The 23758-nt window shown below is 44.5% G+C and carries 20 protein-coding genes; 10 read left to right on the forward strand and 10 right to left on the reverse strand.

Annotated elements, in window-relative coordinates:
• The first annotated feature begins 69 nt into the window (after positions 1-69).
• From FS373_RS22380 to FS373_RS22405, 6 genes are all read left to right on the forward strand, one after another.
• Complete coding sequence (locus FS373_RS22380; RefSeq protein WP_152830647.1) at positions 70-2559, forward strand: S9 family peptidase; 2490 nt, start codon at positions 70-72, stop codon at positions 2557-2559.
• Positions 2560-2864: 305 nt separating this feature from the next.
• Complete coding sequence (locus FS373_RS22385; RefSeq protein ID WP_144044901.1) at positions 2865-4007, forward strand: HDOD domain-containing protein; 1143 nt, start codon at positions 2865-2867, stop codon at positions 4005-4007.
• 452 nt (positions 4008-4459) lie between these two features.
• Complete coding sequence (locus tag FS373_RS22390) at positions 4460-5677, forward strand: aspartate aminotransferase family protein (protein WP_144044902.1); 1218 nt, start codon at positions 4460-4462, stop codon at positions 5675-5677.
• Between the two features lie 148 nt (positions 5678-5825).
• The gene (astA, locus tag FS373_RS22395; RefSeq protein ID WP_144044903.1) at positions 5826-6845 is read left to right on the forward strand and encodes an arginine N-succinyltransferase; all 1020 of its coding nucleotides are present in this window, start codon (positions 5826-5828) and stop codon (positions 6843-6845) included.
• Positions 6846-6854: 9 nt separating this feature from the next.
• Positions 6855-8315: a succinylglutamate-semialdehyde dehydrogenase gene (astD, locus tag FS373_RS22400; RefSeq protein WP_152830648.1), complete on the forward strand. Its 1461-nt coding sequence runs from the start codon at positions 6855-6857 to the stop codon at positions 8313-8315.
• 176 nt (positions 8316-8491) lie between these two features.
• Positions 8492-9289: a DUF1338 domain-containing protein gene (locus FS373_RS22405; RefSeq protein WP_144044904.1), complete on the forward strand. Its 798-nt coding sequence runs from the start codon at positions 8492-8494 to the stop codon at positions 9287-9289.
• A 101-nt stretch (positions 9290-9390) separates the two neighbouring features.
• Here the strand turns inward: FS373_RS22405 and FS373_RS22410 are convergent, their stop codons facing one another.
• The 4 genes from FS373_RS22410 to crp all read right to left on the reverse strand — a co-directional run bounded on the left by FS373_RS22410 (position 9391) and on the right by crp (position 12476).
• Entirely contained in the window at positions 9391-10719 is a 1329-nt protein-coding gene (locus tag FS373_RS22410; protein ID WP_322619553.1) for an ATP-binding protein, read from the reverse strand.
• Complete coding sequence (locus FS373_RS22415; protein WP_144044905.1) at positions 10716-11390, reverse strand: response regulator transcription factor; 675 nt, start codon at positions 11388-11390, stop codon at positions 10716-10718. Before FS373_RS22415 ends, FS373_RS22410 begins: the two co-directional genes overlap by 4 nt.
• Positions 11391-11421: 31 nt before the next feature.
• On the reverse strand, positions 11422-11760 hold the full coding sequence (locus tag FS373_RS22420) for a PepSY domain-containing protein (RefSeq protein ID WP_144044906.1): 339 nt from the start codon (positions 11758-11760) through the stop codon (positions 11422-11424).
• 80 nt (positions 11761-11840) lie between these two features.
• Positions 11841-12476, reverse strand: coding sequence for a cAMP-activated global transcriptional regulator CRP (crp, locus tag FS373_RS22425; protein ID WP_144044907.1), 636 nt, complete (start codon positions 12474-12476; stop codon positions 11841-11843).
• Between the two features lie 452 nt (positions 12477-12928).
• Between crp and FS373_RS22430 the strand changes: the two genes are divergently transcribed.
• Positions 12929-13720 (forward strand): SEL1-like repeat protein, encoded by a 792-nt coding sequence (locus FS373_RS22430; RefSeq protein ID WP_152830650.1) that lies wholly within the window; start codon positions 12929-12931, stop codon positions 13718-13720.
• A gap of 467 nt (positions 13721-14187) precedes the next feature.
• On the opposite strand, the gene FS373_RS22435 is transcribed toward FS373_RS22430, so the two are convergent.
• The 3 genes from FS373_RS22435 to FS373_RS22445 all read right to left on the reverse strand — a co-directional run bounded on the left by FS373_RS22435 (position 14188) and on the right by FS373_RS22445 (position 16462).
• Positions 14188-15075, reverse strand: a complete 888-nt coding sequence (locus tag FS373_RS22435; RefSeq protein ID WP_077754958.1) for a phosphoribulokinase — start codon at positions 15073-15075, stop codon at positions 14188-14190.
• Positions 15076-15251: 176 nt separating this feature from the next.
• On the reverse strand, positions 15252-15488 hold the full coding sequence (locus FS373_RS22440; protein WP_144044909.1) for a YheU family protein: 237 nt from the start codon (positions 15486-15488) through the stop codon (positions 15252-15254).
• Between the two features lie 2 nt (positions 15489-15490).
• Positions 15491-16462: a hydrolase gene (locus FS373_RS22445; protein ID WP_152830651.1), complete on the reverse strand. Its 972-nt coding sequence runs from the start codon at positions 16460-16462 to the stop codon at positions 15491-15493.
• Between the two features lie 181 nt (positions 16463-16643).
• On the opposite strand from FS373_RS22445, the gene FS373_RS22450 reads away from it, so the two are divergent.
• Entirely contained in the window at positions 16644-17153 is a 510-nt protein-coding gene (locus tag FS373_RS22450) for a twin-arginine translocation signal domain-containing protein (protein ID WP_144044911.1), read from the forward strand.
• Positions 17154-17247: 94 nt separating this feature from the next.
• Positions 17248-18843, forward strand: coding sequence for a GMC family oxidoreductase (locus FS373_RS22455; protein WP_144044912.1), 1596 nt, complete (start codon positions 17248-17250; stop codon positions 18841-18843).
• A gap of 216 nt (positions 18844-19059) precedes the next feature.
• Here FS373_RS22455 and FS373_RS22460 read toward each other — a convergent pair whose 3' ends face one another.
• Both FS373_RS22460 and FS373_RS22465 read right to left on the reverse strand, forming a co-directional pair.
• Complete coding sequence (locus FS373_RS22460; RefSeq protein ID WP_152830652.1) at positions 19060-19503, reverse strand: TIGR02444 family protein; 444 nt, start codon at positions 19501-19503, stop codon at positions 19060-19062.
• Positions 19504-19592: 89 nt separating this feature from the next.
• Positions 19593-21503, reverse strand: a complete 1911-nt coding sequence (locus tag FS373_RS22465) for an ABC transporter ATP-binding protein (protein WP_152830653.1) — start codon at positions 21501-21503, stop codon at positions 19593-19595.
• Positions 21504-21684: 181 nt separating this feature from the next.
• Between FS373_RS22465 and FS373_RS22470 the strand changes: the two genes are divergently transcribed.
• The gene (locus FS373_RS22470; RefSeq protein ID WP_144044915.1) at positions 21685-21885 is read left to right on the forward strand and encodes a YheV family putative zinc ribbon protein; all 201 of its coding nucleotides are present in this window, start codon (positions 21685-21687) and stop codon (positions 21883-21885) included.
• A 505-nt stretch (positions 21886-22390) separates the two neighbouring features.
• Here FS373_RS22470 and FS373_RS31620 read toward each other — a convergent pair.
• Complete coding sequence (locus FS373_RS31620; RefSeq protein WP_194165920.1) at positions 22391-22702, reverse strand: hypothetical protein; 312 nt, start codon at positions 22700-22702, stop codon at positions 22391-22393.
• Positions 22703-23758: the final 1056 nt, after the last annotated feature.

The following is a 23758-nucleotide window of genomic DNA, read 5'->3' on the forward strand; positions in this document are numbered from 1 at the left end:
ATCAATGACCAAGTATGGCTTACTTATTAGTAGCGAGTCAGGATCATTGAAATAACAGAAGGAAGGATAATGACAGGTTTGCTGCGAAATTCAGCTCTTAGTGTACTCACAATCGCCATCTTAAGTGGTTGTGCGGTATCAGACTCTAACTCTAATACTCAGTCTCTTGCCCAAGTGAATCAAGCCGTGGTCAATCCGGCACTCGCAACCCCTCCTCAAGTCGATGAGCTACTCACGCTAAATCAGATCATGGCAGATCCTGATTGGATGGGGCTATTCGCCAAGGGGGCCTATTGGAGTGATGACAGCCAGTCAGTGTATTTTGCCCGTCAAGCACACGCTTCACCTATCAAAGACTATTACAATCAAGGCGTGGATCAAGCAATTGCTTCCCCGTTATCGCTAAATCAGCTTCATCTTGCAGATCAGCAAGATGGAGTTATCGATCGAGAAAAGACACGTAAAGCCTATATCTATCAAGGTAACCTGTTCGTTAAGGAGTTGGCTTCGGAAAAGATCTCTCAGTTAACCAGGCAGAACACTAACGTCGATGGAGTTCGTTTCCTCGATGGCGGTGACTTAGCTTTTTGGCAAGGCGATCAGATATTTCGAATTCATCAAGATAGCGGAATGTTGGAACAAATTGCTAATATTGAGATGGCAGCTAAGCCAAAAGGTGTTCAAGAGCCAGAGAGCTATATTGCTAAACAGCAGCAAAGATTGATTCAATACGTTGCCCTGCAACAGGATAAAGCCAAAAGGAAACAAGCATACAAGGAAGATCTCAACAAGGTCGATCCAAGCATGGCATCTAATACCTGGTACTTAGGCGACAAGGAAGTAGTGTCCGACTTAAGTCTTTCTCCCGATGGGCGTTATGTGCTCTTGTCTCTGATCGACAAGGAGTACAGCTGGCGAAGCGAGCATGACATCATGCCTAATTATTTGGGCAAAGATGGTTATGTGGATGCTGTCCCTGCAAGAGCGCGTGTAGCAGAAGACAATCCTCCGGGAGAGAGGTTGGTGTTGCTGGATCTGGACAATCACATTAAGAAAGACATCACAATCGAAGGGTTAATCGACTTCGATGAAGACGTACTGGCTAAAGTAAAGAGCGAAAATGCCAAGGCGAAGGGTGAGTCTTATAAGAGTGAGAAGGCGCCGCGTAAGATCCAGTTGATGCAAGACTGGGGCTGGTCACAGAGCGCGATTCAATGGCAAGGCTCGGGCCATAACCTGGTTATCATGCTTGAAGCCCTAGATAACAAAGACAGATGGATTGCTAGCCTTGATATGGAGCATGGCTCATTGAAGACTGAGCACAGACTTCATGACAATGCCTGGGTTAATTACACTTTTAACCAGTTCGGTTGGGTAACGGGTACCGATTCTCTTTATTATCTATCGGAAGAAACTGGCTACTCCCATCTTTATTTAAAAAAGAAAGGAAAACAGGCGGAGCCTTTGACCCAAGGTAAGTTTGTGGTGAGTAGCGTAACCTTAGGCCCTAAGGCCCAGTTCATCTATTACAAGGCAAACAAGGCGCATCCTGGCATAGATAATGTCTATCGCGTCAATATTGTCACGGGTAAAGATGAGCAGCTGACTCAGTGGGATGGCCAGCTCGATTATGAACTCAGTCCTGACGGCAATAGCCTCTTGCTCAATGCCTCTCGCCGCACCGAACCCGCTGAACTGTTTCTAAAAGTGATTGGTGGCGATCGTAAGCAGTTAACTCATTATACCAGTGAGGCATTTAAGAATTATCCATGGCAGGCTCCCGAAGTGGTTGCCGTCCCATCCACCCATGGAGCGGATGATATATATGCCCGGGTATATCTGCCACAAGGTTATGATAAGACTCGAGCTGAAAAATACCCAGCGGTGATTTTCAATCACGGTGCCGGATATTTGCAAAATGCTCACTACGGCTTTTCCGGTTATTTTCGAGAGTTCATGTTCCATAACCTGCTTACTCAGCAAGGTTATGTGGTAATGGATATGGATTATCGGGGATCTAAAGGCTATGGCCGTGATTGGCGCACTGCGGTTTACCGCAACATGGGTCATCCCGAAGTGGAAGACCTTAAAGATGGTGTGAGCTGGATGGCAGCCAATACCAATGTCGATACGGCTAAGGTGGGAACCTATGGTGGCTCTTACGGTGGCTTCCTGACATTTATGGCCTTGTTCACCGAGCCAGAGTTATTTCAGGCTGGAGCAGCCTTGCGTCCTGTGACTGATTGGGCTCATTATAATGCGCCGTATACTTCAAATATCTTAAATACGCCGGATGTCGATGCCATAGCCTATGAACGTAGCTCCCCTATAGAGCACGCTCAAGGCTTGGAAAAGCCGCTGCTTATCATGTCTGGTGTGCTCGATGACAATGTCTTCTTCCAGGATAGCGTACGTCTGGTGCAGCGTTTGATTGAACTTGAGAAGCCTATGTTTGAAACGGCTATCTATCCGGTGGAGCCCCATGGCTTCAAGCAGCCATCGAGCTGGCTGGATGAGTATCGTCGTATCTATAAACTGTTTGAGCAAGAGCTTAAATAATCTTATCTAGAATCATTTTACAGGCCTCTTCTATGAGGCCTGTTTTTTATAATGAACTTTAGTGCAGGCACTTATATCTATTGAGATAAGTTGTCTGTTGACGGGCTCTTTCCCGAAGACAAATATTACTCTAGGGAAGAATGTGGCCACTCATTTTAAGTGGATGGGTGGCAAGCCCAAATTCGATGGTTAATCGTAAGGCAAAAAGTATTCAAACACAGTTAATTCTCTGTAATTTCTGCTAAATGAATCAGATTAATGCTAAATTGTAACTATATAGATTTTTTGTGAGGAAGTAGCTAAACGTGGCAATATCGGTAGCCGGTGGTGTAAGGCCTGGAAAAATTATTGAGATTGAGCACAGGTTGTATCAACAACTTATTGTCGGTAAACAGAAATCGAACTCCATGTTTGATGAACTCGATGCCGAGCTTGAAAATGATGCAAATAAATTGGCTATTGAGAGAGAGGCGGTTTTAGAGCGATTAGCTAAGCAGATCCAAGCGAAGCAGGTGTTTGAGGAGGTATCGGAACAACTTATCAATACGGTTAATAATGCCGTAGAACATAGGCTTTCTTCTCCTGAACAGGTGTTGAAGCATTCAGGCATCAACGAAAATCAGTTGTTGATGTTAGAGTTGTTGCAAGGTAAAAACATAGACATCAATCGTCTTAAACCTCTGATAGAAGAGCAGTCATGGCTAGTTCGTGATCTGATTAATATGGTTAATAGTGCCTCTTTTCGTCATCGTCGCCCCCAGCGTTCCGATGTGAAAGTCACCGATATTAAGCTAGTGCTTAATTTTATCGGCATCGAAAATATTAAGCTATTGATCCCTTATTTTTGTATTCGAAATTGGTTGCCTACCGGGCATGCTAACTTACTCTGGACCACTCGAAAACTGTGGCGGTATTCGGTCGTGAGTGCTATTGCCGCTCAAGCTTTGGCTAAATTACACGAGAAGGACGGTTCCTTTGTCTATACCTGTACCTTACTCAGTCAGCTTGGCCCCTCTGTTGTGCTGAAAAATAGCGCTAAGTTGTTTGAAAAGACCTGGGGAACCTGGCTAAGAGAGGCCAGTGGCAGTAGGGACAAAGAAGTTTACGATGCGGTCGTTGCAACTGAGTTCCCTGCAGAAAAAGTCTACCACCTGGTCCTGGAGCATGGAAATAAGCTCAATTGGCAGCTGCTTCATTATCTCGATTTCAAAGATAGTGCAATGACTAAAGTCTTAGCCGAGCTAGATAATAACTTGAGTTATAAAGATCTTTCCGAGGATGCTGCTATGGTTGCCCGAGCCAATTGTTACGCTAAGGTCGTCTTATTGGAAGAGTTGCGTCAAATTGCTCCTCAGGAGAAGCGGATGATGTTTGACTATTATGAGTTATCTGAACAAGAGGTCATTCGTCTCAAGGGACAGAATTACAAGAAGCTCAACATCATCTAGTAAGCTGTCATTTTTCTTGGTTTTAGCAAATAATTTACTCAGAACTCGCCGGATTGTAGCATTTGGGGAAAGGGCTTTTATCCGCTGATGATGAGTGAGTTATTTATAAGCATTATTCAATTATCTTAGTCATAGTAGCAGTTATAGTTCGGTTAACTATTCATATATGATGAATAACTAGCTGTTTATGGCTCTAGTAACTTTTTTTATGACTAGTTATGCTGTAAACCCCCGCTATAAACGCTTGTATAATTCTTAAAGACCAATCTTTATGCATTAAATATGCGAGGCTCGTCTATGATGAGTGTAAGAAACTGGTATTTTGATCACATTTTCGCTATTAATGACTCTTAAGCAATGCAAACAAGTACCGCCAGTAAGAGTTTTCTAATGATAAGAAGGCGGCAATAGTGGCTCACAGAGCCATTAACGAAAATAAAGGATGAGAAGGTATGAGCGTCAACAACACACTGACAAGAGCCCAATTTGATGAAGTAATGGTGCCTAATTATGCGCCCTCGGCAGTTATTCCTGTCCGCGGTGCAGGCAGCCGAGTCTGGGATCAAGAAGGTAAAGAGTTCATCGATTTTGCAGGCGGTATTGCCGTTAACTGTTTAGGCCACTGTCATCCTGCCCTTGTTGGTGCATTGAAAGAGCAAGGTGAAAAAATTTGGCATCTATCTAATGTCATGACTAACGAGCCGGCACTCGAACTCGCGACTAAGTTAGTCAATGCGACATTTGCCGATCGTGTATATTTCGCAAACTCAGGTGCAGAAGCAAACGAAGCTGCTTTAAAACTTGTTCGTCGTTATGCCATGGATAAGTTTGGTGCTAAGAAAGATCAGATCATCGCCTTCGACAAGGCATTCCACGGTCGTACTTTCTTCACCGTAAGTGTCGGTGGTCAGGCTGCGTATTCAGATGGCTTCGGTCCTAAGCCCCAGGGCATTACTCACGTACCATTCAATGACATTGCTGCTCTTGAAGCGGTTATCTCAGATAAGACCTGTGCCATCATGATGGAGCCTCTTCAAGGAGAGGGCGGGATCGTAGATGCCGATCCTGAATTCCTAACAGCCGTACGTGCTCTTTGTGATAAGCACAATGCACTGCTGGTATTCGATGAAGTACAAACGGGTGTTGGCCGTTTAGGTGAGCTATACGCATACATGCGTGGTGACGTGGTACCAGATATTCTGACTACGGCTAAAGCTTTAGGTGGTGGATTCCCTATCGCTGCTATGCTGACCACTAAAGAGATTGCCGCTCATCTTAAGATAGGTACTCATGGTTCTACCTATGGTGGTAATCCACTGGCTTGTGCTGTCGCTAATGCGGTTTTGGATGTAGTTAATACTCCGGAAGTATTGCAAGGCGTTAAGGTTCGTGAGCAGTTACTGCGTGATGGACTAAAGAAGATAAACGACAAGTATGATGTGTTCACAGAAGTTCGTGGTCAAGGTCTACTACTTGGTGCAGTACTCAATGATAAATACCAGGGACGTGCTAAAGAGTTCTTGGTTGCCGGTACTGACGAAGGCCTGATGAGCCTTATTGCTGGTGCAAATGTTATTCGCTTCACTCCGTCATTAGTCATTCCAGAGGCCGATATCGCCGAAGGTCTTGCGCGTTTTGAACGTGCAGTAGCTAAAGTAGTTGCAGGCTAATTGATTGAATGAGTGAGAGGTATTTATCTCTCGCTTTTTTGGCATTGGCAATACTTGAACCTTAGCCGTTAGCTGCTTGTCTTAATAGATACTCATGCTAAAGATAAGTAAGCGGTTGAGCGACGAGCAAGAGTGAGGAGACACAGAGATGTTAATCATACGTCCTATCCGATCTAGCGACTATAAAGCGCTTTATCAAATAGCCGAAGAATCTGGTCATGGTTTTACTTCCTTGCCGGTTAACGAAGAGCTACTCAGGAGCAAGATTGCTCGTGTAGAGGCTTCGTTTCAAAAGCAGGTCGATAAACCTTTCGATGAAGGTTACCTGATGGTACTCGAAGATACTGAGTCTGGCGAAGTCGTCGGCACTTGTGGTCTCGAGGCTGCTGTGGGCATGGAAGATGCGTTTTACCACTATCGTTTAGGCACTGAGGTTTATCACTCCGAGCAGATCGACGTGAGAAATGAGGTGGAAACCTTGACCTTATGCCACGACTATACTGGTGCTGCCGAGCTATGTACCTTGTTCCTGCGTGATACCTATCGTAAAAATAACAACGGTAGAATGTTATCCCGTAGCCGTTTCCTATTCTTAGCGCAGCATGCAGAGCGCTTCGGCGATACTGTGATCGCCGAAATGCGCGGAGAAAGTGATGAAGCAGGGAACTCTCCCTTCTATGATTGGCTGCAGAAGCACTTCTTAGGCATAGATTTTGTCGAGGCCGATTACCTTTCGGGCTTGGGGCAGAAAGCCTTTATGGCTGAGATGATGCCTAAAAATGCCGTGTATGTGTGCTTGCTACCCGAAGAAGCGCAGAAAGTGATCGGTGAGGTTCATGCCAACACTCGTCCGGCGCTAAATCTGCTTCAGGCTGAAGGTTTCAGATGTCGTGGTTATGTCGATATTTTTGACGGCGGACCTACGGTCGAGTGCAACTTGTCTGATATTCGTTCGGTAAGAGAAAGCCGCTTACTGACGATCACGATTGGCGATGCTCCAGAATCTGATTTCAGTTTTATCATATCAAATACTCAATTAGCGAATTACCGCGCCACCTCGGCTAAACTTCTGCTCACAGAAGATAGTGATGTGGTTACTGTGTCACCCGAACTTGCAGCAGGATTATTGCTGTCAGAGGGTGAGCAGATCCGTGTCTTGGCTATGTAGGAAGAAATAATGACTCAATTTATTAAAGGCCAATGGGTTGCAGGCCTAGGTCACGACGTGACATCTAAAAACCCAGCAAACAATGAAGTTATCTGGAGCAGTAAAACTGCGACTCCAGAGCAAGTTAACACCGCCGTCGATGCGGCCCGTGATGCTCAGTTCGATTGGTTCATGTTAGGTTTCGATGGCCGTCTTGCTATCGTGGAGGCTTATCGCACTCAACTTGAAGAGCACAAAACCGAAATCGCCGAGGTTATCGCTCAGGAGACTGGCAAGCCTCAGTGGGAAACCGCTACCGAAGCCGGTGCCATGATAGGTAAGATTGGGCTTTCAGTCGCCGCTTATAACAAGCGTACCGGTCATACTGAGAGTGATATCCCGGCAGGACGCGCGGTACTTCGTCATAAGCCTCACGGTGTGGTCGCGGTATTTGGTCCATATAATTTCCCAGGCCACCTGCCAAACGGTCATATTGTTCCTGCGCTACTGGCGGGTAATACTGTGATCTTTAAGCCATCTGAACTCACTCCCAAAGTAGCCGAGCTTATGCTTAAGTTATGGGAGAAAGCCGGACTTCCTGCTGGCGTGATTAACTTGGTACAAGGCGAAATCGAAACTGGTAAGGCGCTAGCCGCTCACCCTCAGATCGATGGTTTGTTCTTTACCGGTAGTTCTCGTACGGGTCATATCTTACATCAGCAGTATGCTGGTGAACCTGGCAAGATTTTAGCGCTGGAGATGGGGGGAAATAATCCGCTTATCATTAAAGGTGTTGAAAATACCAAAGCTGCTGTACACGACATCATTCAGTCTGCCTATATCTCATCGGGTCAACGTTGTACCTGTGCACGTCGTCTCTATGTAGAGAAAGGCGTACAAGGTGATGCCTTACTCGAGTTGCTCGCTAGCGCCGTTAAGCAGATTAAAGTCGGTGCCTGGAATGCACAGCCACAGCCATTCATGGGATCTATGATCTCAGAAATTGCGGCTAAAGGCATGGTTGAAGCTCAGCGTAACTTACTGAATTTAGGTGGTGAGTCTCTCGTAGAACTTACTCATCTTGAAGCGGGTACAGGTTTAGTCTCCCCAGGTTTGATCGATGTCACTAACGTCATCGAGCTTCCGGATGAAGAGTATTTTGGCCCGCTACTTCAAGTGATCCGTTACAGCGATTTCGATGAGGCTATCAAGTTAGCCAACAGCACTCGTTATGGTTTGTCTGCGGGTATTCTTGCCGATAGCCGTGAGGATTACGATTACTTCTTAGCACGTATTCGTGCCGGTATCGTTAACTGGAACAAGCAGATAACAGGTGCTTCCGGTGCTGCACCATTCGGTGGTGTTGGTGCTTCGGGTAACCACAGAGCGAGCGCATTTTATGCCGCCGACTACTGTTCTTACCCCGTATCATCAGTGGAGGCCGATGTCGTTAGTCTCCCTGCTAACTTGAGTCCAGGCTTGAGTCTCTAAATTTATAATGAAACGATGGGAAACACCTTAAAAGTGTTTCCCATTTTTATGTACAGAAATGTTTGAAAAGCCAGAGCGCTACTCTCTCGCTGTACTTATATCGTGATAAGAATAAGACCAGAACCAAAGCCTGAATCTTGGTGACTGGGGACACGATGCCGTTAAGGAAGAAATTGATGCACACTGATATTAACAAGCTATTTGAAAACCTTTGGAATGACTATATTGAGATGACGCCGTCGGCAGAGCCTGTACGTCAACTGCTTTCTCGAGGTGAGACCATTATCAACGATCATATTGCCCTACGTACCTTTAATATTGAGAAGGTGAACTTAAAGGTATTGGCGGCTCACTTCGAATCTTTGGGTTATGTCGACTCGGGTGATTATCATTTCGAGGCTAAAAATCTGAAAGCTAAGCATTTTGAACATCCGGATGCGACGCAGCCTAAGGTGTTTATCTCTGAATTATTAGTCGAAGAATTTAGCCCTGAACTACAAAATACCATTAAACATCTTGTTGAGCAGATTGATGTGGCAGCGACTAAGGCCGATGACTTCCTCTATTCAGGACGTCACTGGCAGCTGGACTCCAAGACCTATGAGGCTTTACTTGCCGAGAGTGAGTATGCTGCCTGGGTTGCTGCTTTTGGTTATAGAGCCAACCATTTCACAATATCGATCAACCACTTGCCTGGGTACACCAACATCTTAGATGTGAATGAGACCCTTAAGAAGGGGGATTTTGTGTTAAATTCAGCTGGCGGTGAAGTGAAAGGCTCTGCCGAGGTACTACTGGAGCAATCTTCGACTATGGCTGACCGTATTTCTGTTAGCTTTACAGATGCTGAGAAAGAGATCCCAAGCTGTTTTTATGAATTTGCACTGCGTTACCCTAAAGGTGATGGAAGTCTTTATACAGGCTTTGTGGCTGCTTCTGCGGATAAGATTTTCGAGAGTACTAACGTAAGCTAGCCGATATTTTGCTAACAATGTAAAAGAGTCGAGAAAAAGCCGGAATTGAGTTCCGGCTTTTTTATATTTGAATCTGCCCCAATCTGAGAGCCGTTGGCGGATTATTCTTTAAAGCGTACGCAAATTTTTAGCCCACCTAAGTCGCTATGGGCGAACGTCAACTTTATCTCATACTGCTCGGCTATGTCTTTTACTATGGAGAGTCCGAGGCCATGTCCCATGGTCGCTTCATCTAATCGTCGACCACGATTCGTGAGTAGCTTAAGCTCTTCACTGGCGACGCCGAGTCCATCATCCTCGATAATAAGAATAATAGTCTCTTCTTCTAGCTTAGCGCGGATATCTACTCTGGCATTGGCCCACTTATGAGCGTTATCGAGCAGATTTCCAATCAGCTCCATGCCATCTTCCCTGTGCAGGGGTAATCGAGTGATGTGCTCAGCAATGTCGATATTGCAGAGCAGACGTTTATTAAAGTGAACCTTGCTTAGTGTGTTACATAAATCTTCAAGATCTTTAGGGAGCTGCATCTGGGCCGCGGGTAACATATCTCCAGTGATTCTGGCCGCAGCTAGCTTACGTTCGATCATCTTATGAATCAGATCGAGTTGATTCTGTAGTGCTATTGCCGTATTCGGGTCTTTCAGTCCCAAGGCTTCAACTTGTTGCTGCATCACGGCTAATGGAGTCTTAAGCCCATGGCTTAAATTGCCTATATTATTACGACTGCGCTCGATCTGTTTGCTGGAATATTCGAGCAGTTCATTATAGGTAGATGCTAGAGCTTGCAGTTCGGGGGGGATATTCTTGACCTCTAATGAGGTGATCTCACCCTCTCTGAGCTTAGACAGAATTTGCTGGATCTGGTTGATTGGCTTGAAAGATTGCCTGAGTACCAGAAAAATACCGGCTATCATGGCCAGTAACATGGCTAAGTTAACCCCTAGCTTAGTGCCATATATTTGGGTGAAAATTTTACGACCTATGCTCAGATCCTGGGCGACAGTCAGTGTTGCATCGACATTGAGTGTCTCAGAGCTTAATCCCAGTGATAGCAGTTGAATATCATGGTTTTGTGGCCCCTTAGATTGCCATACCCGGCTTTCACCTTTCTCTAACAACCTAATATCGAGTTTTTGATCCCATAAAGAACGGGAGCGGATCTCTTGTTCCGGCAGATTTAGCTGGTAATAACGTCCGGAAAATACTGGCTTATAAAACCCTGAAAGTTGGCTCTGATCTATGGTGAGTTCGTTATTATTAAGCTGAGTAGCCATTAGAACTTGTTCTAAATCTTCCTGTAGTCTGGCAATGATCGAGTCGTGAAATGCTTGCCTTAGCATAGTCTCGAAGGAGACTATGCCGATGGCTGTCGAAATGATGACTAAACCCGTTAACCAGAGGCTGAGTTTAGTGCGGATCGACATCACTCTCTTATGCCGTGGAAGATATAACCTTGTCCACGACGAGTCTCAATAGCGGTTTTACCTAGTTTTTTACGCAGATGAGTAACATAGACTTCGACTACATTACTCTCTTTTTCGTCATCGAATTGATAGAGCTTATCGGTGAGCTGGGATTTAGATAGTAGTTTCTTAGGTGACATTAAGAAGATTTTTAGTAACCTAAACTCCATCGCAGTTAGCTCGAAATTTTTACCTTCGACTGTAACAGATTGTTGATTCTCATCGAGAACGACGCCGGAAAAGCTTAATTCTTTTGTGGGTAAGCTCGCTTTTCCATGAGCCCGCTGTATGAGCGCATGTATCCGTGCGAGTAACTCTTGAGTATGGAAAGGTTTACCCAGATAGTCATCGGCTCCGGCGTTGAATCCTTCGACCTTCTCATGCCATTGGCTGCGAGCCGTGAGCATAATCACCGGAGTATTAATCCCTTGATTACGCCAGCGTTCCAGGAGTTCCAGGCCATTACCGTCGGGTAGACCAATATCTAATATCACGCAATCGTAATTGGTTTCTTTTAAGAGATAATCCGCTTCAGCAGCTTTGTCTGTCACGTCGGTGACGTATCCGGCGAGTTTCAGTTGTTTTTCAAGTTCTTCTACGAGTAGTGCATTATCTTCAACGAGCAGTAGTTTCATATTAACCTGTCACTTCACTTATGGTGTAGAGCTAGTTTTCAAAAGCTCTGCAGCCAGATGGTAATGATTTAGTAGGATTGGGCTGTCCAGTGCTTGCATCCAGACTCAGATCTATAATTTGGCCACGTTGGGCTTTAATTTGCAAATCATAACGCCATTTTCCTTGTTCCTGATAGAGATGGGCGTCGATGAGCTTACCGTAGCAGAAGTATTTTATCTTGGAGAGGGTAACATCCAATGACAGGATTTTACCTGCACTAACTAAGTGTTTTGCCTGATAATGCTCAAGTTCGACTAAGGTCGAGCCATGGGCTAATACTGGCGTATAGGTCGCAAGAGCGAACAGGATGATGAACAGTGCCCTTGTCATTAATATTTCTCCAAAAAAATGGCCTGAGATTATCTCAGGCCACTTTATCGAAGCTGTCTTAAATCTAACTTAATGTTAGCTTAGCGGGTACCGTAAACTACGATAGTTTTACCGTGAGCCTGGATCAGGCTTTGCTCTTCGAGCATTTTTAAGATTCGACCCACAGTCTCACGAGAACAACCCACGATCTGACCTATCTCTTGGCGAGTGATCTTGATCTGCATGCCATCGGGATGAGTCATGGCATCCGGCTGCTTGGCCAGATGGAGTAAAGTTTGGGCAATTCTTCCAGCAACATCCAAGAAAGCTAGGTCGCCCACTTTTTGACTGGTGCTGTGCAGACGGAATGCCATCTGTGAAGAAAGCTTCATCAGGATTTCAGGATTAACCTGAATCAGTTGCTTAAACTTCTTGTAAGAGATCTCAGCGATTTCACATGGCTGTTTAGCGCGAACCCAAGCGGTACGCTCGGCTTGATCTTCAAATAAACCAAGTTCACCGATGAAGTCACCTTGATTCAGGTAAGAGAGGATCATCTCTTTACCTTCTTCATCTTTAATTAAAACGGCTACGGAGCCTTTAACTATATAGTAAAGGGTGTCTGATTCTTCACCAGCGTGGATCAAAGTGCTTTTGGCTGGATACTTATGAATGTGACAGTGTGATAAAAACCATTCCAAAGTAGGATCTGGTTTTGGCTTACCAATAAGAGCCATGCCTATGTTCCTCGACTGTTTGACTTGAATATAAGAATCTTCATTAATGTGCAGTTTACGCCAGTTTATTCTGTAAAACCTCGATAAAGATCTAACTTTAGAATAAATGAATCTTCGTAACTTACTTACAATATTCATTCATTCTGATACATCAGTGATATATGTCAACTACTTGCGAGTAAATATGCAGTGAAGGGCTTGAATTTAGAGAGAAAAGCTACAATGATTCCTGATATTGGACTTATGACGAGGGGAATAAGGCCGTATCAAAGTCGACTAAATCTGCTTTTTTCTCGACTTTAGTAAGTAAATCTGGCTAACTCAATGAAATAAAATTTTTGTACCTTCTAGTTAAATTATCTTATGTCTATAGTTTAAGCCGATTTTTCAGGTAGTTATAAGCTTTAGTTTTTAGACATGTTCAAACTAGTGATACTAGATAGGAGTTGTAAATGAAATCTCATTCGTTATTTTTAGGCGCTGGTCTTAGTTTTACTCTTATTTTTACATTAGTGACGAGCACCGCCGCGAACGCATTTTCAATTCCTCAGCCCAAAACTGCTGTTGCGGCGAGTAAAGTGGCTCATATACAGCTAAAAGCGACTCAAGGGGAGCAAGAGGCACAGTTTTTACTCGGGCTGATGTACTTGTCTGGCCGGTTCGTCACTCAAGATCAACAGCTAGGCATAAAGTGGATCTTAGCGGCTGCGGAGCAGGGGCATGCTAAGGCGCAACAAACGTTGGCGGATCTTTCATTTGAAGGCAATATCATCGAGCGTGATCTGCTCACTGCCGAACGTTGGTATCTATCGCTGAGTGAGCAAGGCAATAAATGGGCTCAATTTAGACTGGGGTTCATCTATGCTGCAGGCGGAGAGGGGGTTGAACGTAACTGTGGTAAAGCCGTCGACCGTTTCAACTCGGTAGGAGATGAAGTCTCTCTGGGAAATGTCGCCTGGATACTCGCGACTTGCCCGGAGGCAAAATACCGTAATGGAGATAAGGCTCTCAAACTTGCTCGCAGCCTAGTCGCATCAGATCACCAAGATCCCACCAATTTAGATAACTTGGCAGCCGCCTATGCAGAAACTGGCGACTATAGCTCTGCCGTAGAGACTCAGCAAAAAGCGATTGATGCGCTTAGAAGCTCTAAGATGGTAAGCCGATCCGATGAGTTTGAGCAAAGACTGCAAAGCTATCAGCAGAATAAACCTTTCCGTGAAATTGTTCCTTTGATGAATTAGAACAAGGTTCTAGGAGTTAGATTAGAGTTCCTAGGTGTAACAATTAGAAAATAGCTCGATAGTTTTGATTCAGCCAGTCGGTGTACCTGACTGGATTTTTTGATCTTAACGTCCTAGTTCCTAGGATCTTCTTTGAAAGGAATAGCTGGCACACCCAAGGAAACAAACAGATCAAATGTAGGTTGGAGAATTTACTGTTGAAAGTGGAGATTGGAATAGCCAGCACACTCAGGAAGCTAATAGATCAAGCATAGACGTGGAATTTACTTTGAGTTAAGTGCCTAGTTCCTAGGATCTTCTTTGAAAGGAATAGCCAGCACACCCAAGGAAACAAACAGATCAAGATGGGGGAATTTACTCCCAAGAGCATGCTAACTCATCAGTCTTTCGCCTGAAATCCCGACATGAGCTAGTCTACTCGAACACACTTAAATGAAACTGAAGTTTATATTAGTAGCATACCAAGTCTATTCACTATCTAAAGAGAGTAGCTGTTGGCGCTTCTCGAGTAGATCTCGGATGAGCGGTGTCAGAATCAACTCCATGGCTAAGGACATCTTGCCACCTGGCACAACCAGAGTGTTGATTCGTGACATGAAAGAGCCGTCTATCATCTTCAAGTAATAGGGGAAATCTACGTTTTTAATACCACGAAAACGTATCACTACAAAGCTCTCATCCAGGCTGGGGATATTCTTAGCGCTAAATGGATTTGAGGTGTCGACAGTTGGGACTCGTTGGAAATTGATATGGGTTCGTGAGAACTGAGGTGTCATATGGTTGATATAATCATCCATACTGCGAACGATAGAGCCCATCACTTTTTCCCGACTATGGCCTCTTTCCGAAGTATCTCGAATGATCTTTTGGATCCACTCCAAGTTGACTATCGGCACCATGCCGATAAGCAAGTCCACATGTTCGGCAACATTACATGTGTCTGTTTTTACCCCCCCATGTAACCCCTCGTAATAGAGCATATCGGTATTTTCAGGTAAGGGGTGCCATTGGGTAAATGTCCCGGGCATCTGGTTGAAGGGAACGGCTTCATCGAAAGTATGTAGATACGCTCGTGTCTCGCCCTGACCCGTCGCACTATAATCACTGAAACATTGCTCTAAACGTTCAAAGTCGTTTGCTTCGGGTCCAAAATAGCTAATATTTTTATTATCCGTTTTGGCTTTACGGATCATGAGCTCCATTTCAGGACGTGTGTAATGGTGAAAACTATCGCCTTCAACGCTCGCTGCATTGATCCCAAGTTGACGGAAAATATGCTTAAAAGCCGTTGTTGTCGTCGTGGTACCAGCTCCTGATGAACCTGTTACTGCGATAATGGGATGTTTTGCTGACATTAAATTTCCTAAATGGAATTGGATCTAATTGACTAAAAGGCAGTGAAGAGAGTCAAGACCAAGATAAAAGTGACATGTTATTTCTAATAACATCTAGTGTTATACGGTAATCATTGCGCTTAGGTCAAATTTGCCTCCGAGTTTGTTATGAATTAACACTAGATTCTCCGTTTGATTTATCGACTCAGATGTTCCTTGTGCTTGATGGCAATGGACTCATCATCTTCGCTGAACTCCACCACTAAGACTTCCTGCTTTAGTAGCTGTTTGCAGCGTTCAATCGCCGAAATATATACCCGTTCATCTGTATCTGAGAAACCGCCATCTTCGACTTGTGTTAACAGATATTCCTTAATTAAGTTATCCATGGTTGTGCTGGGAAGCTGCAGTAAAGCGTCATAGGGAACAAGCATATTCAGGCCTCTTGGGGAATTAAAAAATGAAGGATTCGCTGCTCTAGGTAGTACCTTGGCTTGAAGGGAGTTCCGCCGTCGATAAAACCGACATGACCCCCTCGTGAGTGCAGTTCATAGGTTACTTGGCTAGCACATTGCTCTGCCGTTGGAATGACATCGGCGGTCATGAATGGATCATCCGCAGCATGAATGACCAGAGTTGGTTTATGAATATATTGCAAGAAATCCATTCCACTCGCTCTTCGATAATAATCATCGACACCATTGAAGCCATGTAAGGGAGCTGTCACTCTATGATCAAAATCATAGAAAGTTTGCAGTTGAGGAATTTGGGACAATGAAACAGGCATATCCTGTGCCAGTTGAGGGTTTTTCACCTTCTCCGTGGTCTTCTGCTGTAGCTGCTTAATCAAATAACTTTGATATACCTTAGAAAATCCACTCTCTAAACGCTTAGCACATGCGGATAATTGTAGCGGGGCTGAGATGATAACTGCCCGCTCTATCAAACTGGTATTGGTATGTTCGCCTAAGTATTTGGTGAGTACATTGCCGCCTAAGCTATAGCCTACTGCAAGGAGAGGGGAGTCAGGATACGTCAGCCTTAATTGAGATAAATTCTCCTGCAGGTCTTGGGTATCACCGCTGTGATAACTTCTCGCTCTGCGGTTCGTCTCACCAGAACAGCTCCTGTGATGATGGACCAAAGCGCAGATGGACTGTCGACGACAGTCATTGAGTAATCGGCGTACATAGTGGGACTCGGAGCTCCCCTCTAAGCCATGAATGATGATCACTATAGGTTGGTGTGCTTTAGGCTGGCCTAACCAATCGAGATCGATAAAGTCGCCATCACTAAGCTCGAGACGTTGACGTGTTAAGTCTGGTCTGTCCACCTTAGTTAGCACAGGTAAAATCGTTTGAACGTGGGGGTTTCTGGCCCACCAGGGGGGAGAAAAATATCGCATCATAAAAATTGGCTATTGCTGAAAATTAAAACGTGTGTTTAATTGTTACTCATCTTGGCATTCTAGCATATCTGAGATTTTGATGAATTACCTCAATCTAGCCAGTTGTCGATGTTGTGATTAAATTACCTGTAGAGTCAATGCGGGTCTGTATCCTCTATAAAAAATAATATGAAGGGATAGCATGGAACGACGCACTTTTTTAACAACAGCATTAGTCGGTACAGCCGCATTAGCGTTAGGGGTAAACCTATACGCTCCAGAGCATATTAAGGTTAACAAAGCCTTAGACAGCGAGCATAGATTGCTGTTTAGCGTCTTGTTGCCAGTGTTTCTGGATGATGCCTTACCTGAGGTCGAGAAGCTGCGTATAGCCGCTCAGAATCGAACCTTAGATGCTATTACTCAGACCATTTCATTGTTACCTGCAGATGGACAAGCCGAATTAGAACAACTACTCGACATGCTAGAAAACAGGCTAGGTTTACTCGTCCTGACCGGAAGTATGACGCCTCTGATGATGCGTAATCCGGATCAGCTAATAGCCATGCTTGAGTATTGGCGTAATAGTTTCTTAGACATGATGGTGACGGCCTACCAAGGGCTGAGAGAGCTTGTACTTGCGAGTTACTATTCCTGTCCTGAACACTGGAATCGCTTGAATTATGCCAAACCTACATTCCTTGAGGTGTAGGCAGTAAAGAGTGCGAATGGTGTTTAATTGATTTTTAGGCTTAGATATTTATTCAAAAAATAATAAAAATAACAGTGTGATTGGAGGTAGTGAAGTGGCGATACCAGATCCTATAGTCGAAGGCTTAGCCTCAGGTTGGAAGCATATTGATGCTAGCCAGTTGAGCCAAGATCAAACTCTCGAGGCCGATGTTGTTATTGTAGGCAGTGGTGCCGGCGGCGGCGTCGCAGCAGAGATATTAACTGACGCGGGTTTGACCGTGATCATAGTCGAAGGGGGACCGCTTAAATCTTCCGAAAGCTTCAATATGGAAGAGAGGCGAGCCTATCCAAACTTGTACCATCAAGCGGCGGCGATGAAAACCAAAGACAAGGCTATTGGTATTTTTCAGGGAAGAGCCGTAGGCGGATCGACAACGGTAAATTGGACCACCTCGATCAGGACTCCCAAGCCTACATTGGACTTTTGGGCCAAAGATAAATCTGTTCAAGGTTTATCGAGAGAGGAGCTGGATCCTTGGTTCGACAAGATGGAGAAACGACTCAATATTTCTAAGTGGGAGTATGAGCCAAATAGAAATAATCAGGCATTGAAGTTAGGCTGTGAAAATCTCGGCTGGCATTACACTGTCATCAAGCGCAACGTGAAAGGTTGCTGGAACACGGGCTATTGTGGTATGGGCTGTCCGGTCAACGCCAAACAATCCATGCTAGTTACCACCATCCCGGCTGCACTAGATAAAGGGGCTACCTTAGTCAGCAGAGCTAAGGTCATCGAGCTAGAGCATCATAATGACAAGATATTAGCCGTCAAGGCTCAGGCATTGAATGAACAGATGCAGCCGACTGAGGTCAAGCTGGTATTTAAGGCTAAGCATTACATCATCGCCGCCGGCGCAATCCATACACCAACAATCTTGCTGAGATCTAATTTAGCCGATCCCCATGAACTGTTGGGGAAACGTACTTTTCTACATCCGACGCTATTGAGCGGCGCAATATTTAGCGATCCGATCAATGGTCATAGTGGTGCTCCTCAATCCATCTATTCCGATGAATTTGTATGGAAACATGGTGCTGCCAGTGGAGAGCTTGGTTATAAGCTCGAAGTACCTCCTGTCCATCCCGTTCTGATCGCCTCTAAAACCATAGGTTATGGTAAGACTCATGCGGCTCTGATGGAGCAGTTCAACCAGCTTCAGGTCACCATAGCCTTGATTCGTGATGGTTATCATGAACAAAGCCAGGGAGGCCAAGTTCAGCTCACAGATACAGGCTTTGCCATAGATTATCCGCTAAACGAGACTTTTTGGCGCTCGGTTCGAAGAGCGTTCGGGAGTATGGCTGAACTACAGTTTGCGGCCGGGGCGAAGCGAGTCTTGCCGATCACCGAAGGAGCGCCTTATCTTAATAGCTGGAAAGAAGCGAAATCTGCTATAGAAACTCTGGACCTTGGACCACTCAAGACAGTTGTCGCTTCGGCGCATGTCATGGGAGGGTGTCCCATGGGAGAAGATACTAAGCTTTCTATGGTCGATAGTCAGGGAAACTCTCACTACTATGAGAATCTATCTGTGATGGACGGATCTGTGTTTCCCACCAGTTTAGGGGCTAACCCCCAGCTGACTATCTATGGCATGACGGCAAGAAACGCGACTCTATTAGCTGAAAGGTTAAAGTCATCTTCATAAGAGTTCAATCGTGATGGACGGTCTTGTTGCTTCCGTTCCGACCAGTTTAGGCGCTAACCCTCAGCTGACTATCTATGGAATGACGGCGAGAAACGCGGCTGTTAGTAACAGAAAGGTTAAAGTCATCTTCATAAGAGTTCAATTGAATGAGTTTTAACTGTAAGACTAAAGAGGATAACAGCGGGTTTAATGTTTTAAGCCCGCGTTAAATGTGAACTAGACTAGCTCTACAAGTGATGGGTAATCGACTTTATCTAAGTTAAATAAACTCAGATAAGTGCCTAAGTTTGACGATTCTCCGCTGGGTGACAGCTGTTTGAGTTTATGCAGTATTAACCCCTGAGATTTACGCTCAAGCATCAACTCTACATCTAGCATCTGTTGATATTCATCACTTGCTAAGCTGTTCTTACTCAGCTTGCGTAACTTGCGGTAGGGGAGTAACACGCGTTCTTCCCATTGATGGGTTTCACTTTGTAGTTGCGACCAGTCTAGGGTGCTCAGCAGGTAGTCTTGTTTATCTAGCCATAATGATAGCAAAAGTAAGTTAACATTTAACTGGTGATTATCTTGTAGCTCTAAACAGAGAGCTTGGTGCCGGTGGTAATAACCATCACAAATTTTCCATAATGAAATATCAAAATGATTCACGAATGTCATGCTGCTTCCTTGGATACCACTGAGCTCTACATTAATAGAGCGTTATATCAATAATGTTTTTATCCAGAGCTTATATCTAGAATTCTTGTTTAGAGCTGGGAACGAACCTGAAGTTCAATCTCTTCGATGTTCTCTTGAATGTCTAACCACTCCATTTCACTCTCTTCCAGCGCTTGAGCCAGAGTGGTTCTCTCAGCAAGTACTTGGGTCAACTTAGCCTTGTTTTCTGCATCGTACAGGCTCATATCTGCAAGCATGGTTTCGATTTCGCTCAAACGGTCATTGGCTTGCTGTTGCGCTTTCTCGAGCTTAAGCTGAACTTTACGCATGGGAGACAGCTTTTGCCTTAACTCTGCTTCCAAACGTTTCTGCAGTTTCTTATCCTGAGCCGGCTTAGCTTCCGTGCTGGCTTCTGTTTTATTCGCGGCCTTAGCTGCATCGAGCAACCATTGATGATAATCATCAAGATCGCCGTCGAAGCTAGTTACTTGCCCCTTATCAACCAAATAATAGTCACTGCAGCTTAGTCTTAATAGATGGCGATCGTGAGAGACGATGATCATGGCGCCTTCGAATGTCTGAAGTGCCATTGTCAAAGCATGTCGCATCTCTAAATCCAGATGGTTGGTCGGCTCATCGAGAAGCAATAGGTTAGGTCGCTGCCATACCAGTAGCGCTAATACCAGACGAGCTTTCTCACCGCCGGAGAAGGGGCGTACAGGAGAGAGCACCATATCGCCATTGAAGCCATAACCACCGAGGAAGTTTCTCAGTTCTTGCTCTCTATGAGTGGGAGCGAGTCGGCTAAGGTGTTGTAATGGAGAGTCATCTAAACGCAGGCTTTCCAGCTGATGCTGGGCGAAGTAACCGATATTCAGGCCTGGATTAGTCTCATACTTGCCCTTCATAGGTGCAAGTTCTTCTGATAACAGTTTAATCAGGGTCGACTTACCTGCACCGTTTCGTCCAAGTAAACCGATGCGAGCGCCTGGGACTAAGTTTAGATGCACGCTCTTGAGGATCTCTTTGTCGCCATAGCCCACAGAAACGTGCTCCATGGTCACTAGCGGGTTAGGCAGAGCCTCAGGTTCTCTAAATGACATATGAAACGGGCTGTCAGCTTGAGAAGGTAGCAACTCGGTCATACGTTCGAGGGCTTTTAATCGACTCTGTGCCTGCTTAGCTTTACTAGCCTTGTAACGAAAACGATCAACGAAGGACTGCATATGTGAGCGTTCTTTTTGTTGACGTTCGAAGGCGACTTGTTGCTGAGCCATACGTTCGGCGCGTATACGTTCGAAGGCGGTATAGTTGCCTTTATAGAAATTTAGCTTGTGGTGCTCAACGTGAATAATCTCATCCACAATACCGTCAATGAAATCTCTGTCATGGCTGATTAAAATTAGCGTACCTTGATAGGCTTTTATCCAGCCCTCTAGCCAGTACATGGTATCTAGGTCTAAATGGTTGGTTGGCTCATCGAGTAATAAGAGATCTGAGCGGCACAATAACGCTTGGGCCAAATTAAGGCGCATTCGCCAGCCACCCGAAAAGTGTCTTACGAAATTACTCTGCTCGGTTTCGTTAAAGCCTAAGCCAGCTAATAGGCTGGCTGCTCGGGAACGAATCGAATAGCCACCTATTGCATCAATTTTCCCATGAAGATGGGCTATCTCATTGCCATTATCATCATGTTGCGCCTGAACGAGTTTGGCTTCAAGTTCTCGATACTCGAAATCACCATCAATAACATAATCTAAAGCTGAAACATCCAGTGCAGGAGTTTCCTGGGCTACTGTCGCGATCTGCCAGCCGCTAGGCAAAGAAATATCGCCTTTATCTAAGCTGATCTTACCGAGAATGAGTGCTAACAGTGAAGTTTTACCTGTGCCGTTGGCGCCCACTAACCCAACCTTGTGGCCTGGGTATATAGTCAGCGAGGTTTCATCGAGAAGCGTTTTAGTGCCGCGGATCAGTTGAGCTTGAGAGATGGATATCATTAATTACGATCTGATGATGTTCAGGAGTTTATTGACACCGATGATATCTCAGAAGTGAGTTTCAGCCTAGAAGCAAAGTCAAATTCAATGACAATGGGGTTAATTGAATGAGATTGTGGCAAAATAGACTTTAGTTGGAAAATGATCCCATAGTAAGTTAGACAATAGCAGGTTGATAAAAGTGGCTGAAGTTAGAGTGAAAAAGCGTTTCGTTGCAGGTGCTAAGTGCCCCAAATGCAAAGCTGTAGATAGTATCGTGCTATTTAAAGAGCAAGGCGTGGAGACTGTTGAGTGTGTTGAATGTGATTATCGCGAGCAGCAAACAGATGAGAAGGTAGCAAAGAAGGCCAGCGGGGATATCATAGGTGTCTTTAAGCCTTAGCACATTGCCTATAACTATATGTACTCGTCATAGCTTAAGCATTGAGGCTGTAGAGAGTAAAACTATCTACAGCTTGGAACAGTAATTATAGAAATTGAGCTTACGCCTTATTAAAGCGTTTTTCTAAAACAAAGCCCATAATCCCTGAACAGAGTAATAACGCCCCAAGTATCTGTAGCCAAGCGTTGATTGCTCTGGGTACCGTTTCTTTTTTATCCAGACGATATTGCCTTTTACCCATTGCTGAATTCTCGACAAAGTACTGACCGCGATTTTCATCGGTTAGCTGTAAATATCAACCTCATTAAATATTTGCTCAGTTCAGAGCTACTCAGGCTTTCCAATTCAAGGCGTATTGATATAGAAATGGTTATTCCCTTTTAAGTCAGTGCAACACAAAAGTGGAATGCCTGAGAGGCTCACGTAGTGCGGGTTTCAAAGCTCTTTATGCTGCGTTGCATGTTCTCGATATAGAATAACTATTAGCTTCAAACATTCGCCTTGCCTACAGCGCTTTGAACTCCCGCTGAACGATCACATATTCAATAGGGTTGGTATATTCGCTGCGGCGCTTAGCCATCTCTATTCTCCTTGCACCAACTGCAGCCCTACCTTCACAGGTGTCTGTGTCGATGACATTTCTCCATGAAGAGTAAATGTCATTTGCTTCACCGGGTAAAATGATACCTAGTGATTCATATTGATAATGCGTCTGATCGAATAGCTGCTTACTGAAACCTGTGTAGAAAAGCGTTACCCCCAGAATAATCAATAGACTCGCTATATAAAGGTAGCGACGTAGATTATGAATGAGCACTCGCTCTTGCTGTGCCTACTTCAATTCAATGTCTGGGATTCGTATAAGCTGCAGTCTGTCTTTATCACATCGAAGCACTGAATGAATTCTCCCACTATATATAGCTAAGGCTTTTAATAAAGTACGAAAGACATGTTAGATAGAACGGACTTGTCGTTTTCTTATTTATGATAAGCATGCAGTGGGGTATCGCCTCAATGCTCTATTCGTTATTAAGAATTGAAATAGTAAGAGTCGAAGGGTAAATATGGGCTTCACTATCATTTCTTACTACTCTTTTGGGTTAAGTGAGAGATATTAGCTATCTTAATCCACTCTTTCATAGGTTGGTTGCCTAGTGGAATGGATCTAATGAATAGAATACTAGTAAAACGAGCATAGTCTGAGTGATAAACCGACGGTGAATGCTTGTTTGTGGGTAAGTTTGGGGGTAACTAGTGTGTAGCTTGTGCTTAAATAGTGGTTTTTAAAATATATCAGTTTTTTCCTAAATAGCCCTTGTGCTCTGGGCTGATATCCCTATAATGCGCATCCACTGACACGGCAAACCAGTCCTACTAAACATTAAGTTAAGTAAGACAGAGTCGAGTTAGGGCAGCAAGTTAGCTTGGTTTTTTCCTTCGTTTTAAACGATTGAAATTAATTTTTTAAAAGCCCTTGACGCCAACCACGGAGAGTGTAGAATACGCCTCCCTAGCCAAGACGAATAGCCTTGGTCAGTAAGTAAAAGCCTTCGACCTAGCGTCAACGGCGGTGCTACTTAGCGCCAAGTTCTTTAACAATTCAAAACAAGAAATCTGTGTGGGCACTCACAGGTGTTGAGTTATTCGAAATTGCTTCACTCTTTCTAGTAAAGGATGAGCAATCAAAAATTTAACTCGATGAACCACTGAGTGACCATAGCAATATGTAAACTTCGAAAGTCTTCGGGCTTTTGAAAAACAGTATAATTCATTGAGCCGATGTCATCTTCGAAAGAGGATGCATCAAAAGAACTTTAATTGAAGAGTTTGATCATGGCTCAGATTGAACGCTGGCGGCAGGCCTAACACATGC

This window comes from Shewanella sp. YLB-07 (assembly GCF_009377275.1).

Coding starts and splice junctions, on each gene's coding strand:
- FS373_RS22405 (WP_144044904.1), top strand. CDS start 8,492: ATGCACACTGATATTAACAAGCTATTTGAAAACCTTTGGAATGACTAT.
- FS373_RS22465 (WP_152830653.1), bottom strand. CDS start 21,503: ATGATATCCATCTCTCAAGCTCAACTGATCCGCGGCACTAAAACGCTT.
- FS373_RS22430 (WP_152830650.1), top strand. CDS start 12,929: ATGAAATCTCATTCGTTATTTTTAGGCGCTGGTCTTAGTTTTACTCTT.
- crp (WP_144044907.1), bottom strand. CDS start 12,476: ATGGCTCTTATTGGTAAGCCAAAACCAGATCCTACTTTGGAATGGTTT.
- FS373_RS22450 (WP_144044911.1), top strand. CDS start 16,644: ATGGAACGACGCACTTTTTTAACAACAGCATTAGTCGGTACAGCCGCA.
- FS373_RS22415 (WP_144044905.1), bottom strand. CDS start 11,390: ATGAAACTACTGCTCGTTGAAGATAATGCACTACTCGTAGAAGAACTT.
- FS373_RS22435 (WP_077754958.1), bottom strand. CDS start 15,075: ATGTCAGCAAAACATCCCATTATCGCAGTAACAGGTTCATCAGGAGCT.
- astD (WP_152830648.1), top strand. CDS start 6,855: ATGACTCAATTTATTAAAGGCCAATGGGTTGCAGGCCTAGGTCACGAC.
- FS373_RS22440 (WP_144044909.1), bottom strand. CDS start 15,488: ATGCTTGTTCCCTATGACGCTTTACTGCAGCTTCCCAGCACAACCATG.
- astA (WP_144044903.1), top strand. CDS start 5,826: ATGTTAATCATACGTCCTATCCGATCTAGCGACTATAAAGCGCTTTAT.
- FS373_RS22460 (WP_152830652.1), bottom strand. CDS start 19,503: ATGACATTCGTGAATCATTTTGATATTTCATTATGGAAAATTTGTGAT.
- FS373_RS22445 (WP_152830651.1), bottom strand. CDS start 16,462: ATGATGCGATATTTTTCTCCCCCCTGGTGGGCCAGAAACCCCCACGTT.
- FS373_RS22390 (WP_144044902.1), top strand. CDS start 4,460: ATGAGCGTCAACAACACACTGACAAGAGCCCAATTTGATGAAGTAATG.
- FS373_RS22380 (WP_152830647.1), top strand. CDS start 70: ATGACAGGTTTGCTGCGAAATTCAGCTCTTAGTGTACTCACAATCGCC.
- FS373_RS22420 (WP_144044906.1), bottom strand. CDS start 11,760: ATGACAAGGGCACTGTTCATCATCCTGTTCGCTCTTGCGACCTATACG.